2 rRNA genes are annotated in these 3,197 nt (G+C 50.3%); both read right to left on the reverse strand.

From position 1 onward, the window contains the following. Window positions 1–2 precede the first annotated feature (2 nt). Window positions 3–119, reverse strand: a 5S ribosomal RNA gene (gene rrf / locus CP368_RS09500). A gap of 71 nt (window positions 120–190) precedes the next feature. Beyond that, window positions 191–3,094, reverse strand: a 23S ribosomal RNA gene (locus CP368_RS09505). Window positions 3,095–3,197: the final 103 nt, after the last annotated feature.

Below are 3,197 nucleotides of genomic sequence, written 5' to 3' on the forward strand. Positions count from 1 at the left end.
GAGCACGGCAGCTTCCTTTCCTCGCAGGCAGTTGCCCACCAACTACTTTCGGCGTTAAGAAGCTTAACTTCTGTGTTCGGCATGGGAACAGGTGTATCCTTCTTGCTTTCGCCACCGTACTCTTTTGAGCTTTTACACTCAAAACTAAACATAATCTCTCGCAAAAAACCTTCTCTAGATCGCTTGGCCTTTGGTCAAGTCCTCGACTGATTAGTACTGGTCCGCTCCATTCTTCACAGAACTTCCACTCCCAGCCTATCTACCTCATCGTCTTTGAGGTGTCTTACTGCTTACGCAAAGGAAATCTCATCTTGAGGGGGGCTTCGCACTTAGATGCTTTCAGCGCTTATCCCTTCCGCACATAGCTACCCAGCGATGCTCCTGGCGGAACAACTGGTACACCAGCGGTGCGTCCATCCCGGTCCTCTCGTACTAAGGACAGCTCCTCTCAAATTTCCTACGCCCACGACGGATAGGGACCGAACTGTCTCACGACGTTCTGAACCCAGCTCGCGTGCCGCTTTAATGGGCGAACAGCCCAACCCTTGGGACCGACTTCAGCCCCAGGATGCGACGAGCCGACATCGAGGTGCCAAACCTCCCCGTCGATGTGAACTCTTGGGGGAGATAAGCCTGTTATCCCCAGGGTAGCTTTTATCCGTTGAGTGATGGCCCTTCCATACGGTACCACCAGATCACTAAGTCCTAGTTTCCTACCTGCTCGAGTTGTCTCTCTCGCAGTCAAGCTCCCTTATACCTTTACACTCTGCGAATGATTTCCAACCATTCTGAGGGAACCTTTGAGCGCCTCCGTTACACTTTAGGAGGCGACCGCCCCAGTCAAACTGCCCACCTGACACTGTCCCTGGCCTGGCTTACAGGTCGAGGTTAGAGCATCCTTCAAACAAGGGTAGTATCCCAACATTGCCTCCAGCAAAACTAGCGTCCTGCCTTCCTTGGCTCCTACCTATCCTGTACATGTTTAAAAGATACTCAATATCAAGCTACAGTGAAGCTCCATGGGGTCTTTCCGTCCTGTCGCGGGTAACCCGCATCTTCACGGGTATTATAATTTCACCGAGTCTCTCGTTGAGACAGTGCCCAAATCATTACACCTTTCGTGCAGGTCGGAACTTACCCGACAAGGAATTTCGCTACCTTAGGACCGTTATAGTTACGGCCGCCGTTTACTGGGGCTTCAATTCAAACCTTCGCTTGCGCTAAGCTCTCCTCTTAACCTTCCAGCACCGGGCAGGTGTCAGCCTCTATACGTCATCTTACGATTTTGCAGAGACCTGTGTTTTTGATAAACAGTTGTTTGGGCCTATTCACTGCGGCTAACCATTCTCATGGCCAGCACCCCTTCTTCCGAAGTTACGGGGTCATTTTGCCGAGTTCCTTAACGAGAGTTCTCTCGCTCACCTTAGTGTTCTCCACTCGACTACCTGTGTCGGTTTGCGGTACGGGTATGTTCTCTCTGGCTAGAAGCTTTTCTTGGCAGTGTGACTACCACACCTTCGCTACTTTTACTTCGCTCCTCATCACGACTCGTGTTGCTGGTTAGAAGCATTTGACTCTTAACCGCACTTGTCGCTTGAACATCGTTCCATCGCGATGCGTGTTTCGCCTCCTGCGTCCCTCCATTGCTCATAACGATTGAACACAGTACAGGAATCTCTACCTGTTATCCATCGACTACGCCTCTCGGCCTTGCCTTAGGTCCCGACTTACCCTGGGCGGACGAGCCTGCCCCAGGAAACCTTAGTCTTTCGGCGGATAGGATTCTCACCTATCTTTCGCTACTCATACCGGCATTCTCACTTCTAAGCGCTCCAATTATCCTCTCGGTTAACCTTCGCCGCACTTAGAACGCTCTCCTACCACGTACTTACGTACATCCACAGTTTCGGTACTATGCTTAGCCCCGGTAAATTTTCGGCGCAGCGCCACTCGACTAGTGAGCTATTACGCACTCTTTGAATGATGGCTGCTTCTGAGCCAACGTCCTAGTTGTCTACGCAACTCCACATCCTTTTCCACTTAGCATAGATTTGGGGACCTTAACTGGTGATCTGGGCTGTTTCCCTTTCGACTACGGATCTTATCACTCGCAGTCTGACTCCCGTGTATAGATATCTGGAATTCGTAGTTTATCTGGATTCAGTAACCCCTGACGGGCCCCTAGTCCAAACAGAGCTCTACCTCCATTATCCTCTCCACGAGGCTAGCCCTAAAGCTATTTCGGAGAGAACCAGCTATCTCCAAGTTCGTTTGGAATTTCACCGCTACCCACAACTCATCCCCGCAATTTTTAACTTACGTGGGTTCGGCCCTCCAGCGCGTTTTACCACGCCTTCAGCCTGGTCATGGGTAGGTCACTTGGTTTCGGGTCTACGTCACCTAACTTCTCGCCCTCTTCAGACTCGCTTTCGCTCCGGCTCCGTCTTTTCTGACTTAACCTCGCTAGATAACGTAACTCGCCGGTTCATTCTACAAAAGGCACGCCATTGCACTTTAATGTGCTTTGACTACTTGTAGACACACGGTTTCAGGTTCTCTTTCACTCCCCTTCCGGGGTTCTTTTCACCTTTCCCTCACGGTACTGGTTCACTATCGGTCACTAATTAGTATTTAGCCTTGCGAGATGGTCCTCGCGGTTTCAACCGGGATTCCTCGTGTCCCGGCCTACTCAGGATTCTGCTAGGCGCGCTTGCAATTTCACGTACGGGGCTCTCACCCTCTCTGGCTTACCTTCCCAGATAATTCTGCTATCACTCACGCTACCACGTCGCAGTCCTACAACCCCAAATGATAAATCACTTGGTTTGGGCTCTTTCCTCTTCGCTCGCCGCTACTAAGGAAATCGATCTTTCTTTCTCTTCCTGCAGCTACTTAGATGTTTCAGTTCACTGCGTATTCCTTTGATTGACTATCTATTCATCAATCAATAATGCATCGCTGCATTGGGTTCCCCCATTCGGACATCTCCGGATCTCTGCGTACTTACCGCTCCCCGAAGCTTTTCGTAGTTCGTCACGTCCTTCATCGGCTTTTAGTGCCTAGGCATTCACCGTGCGCCCTTTTCTACTTGACCTTACTCAAGAATTCTCTTCTCGGTCGCCTTGCAATCTGTTCTCTTTGATTGTCTCGGTTTTTTGCTTGGATTATATTCAGTTTTCAATGTACTAGCTCTTTGA

The organism is Lactobacillus sp. UMNPBX17, assembly GCF_002553735.1.
Taxonomy (GTDB): Bacteria; Bacillota; Bacilli; order Lactobacillales; family Lactobacillaceae; genus Lactobacillus; species Lactobacillus gallinarum.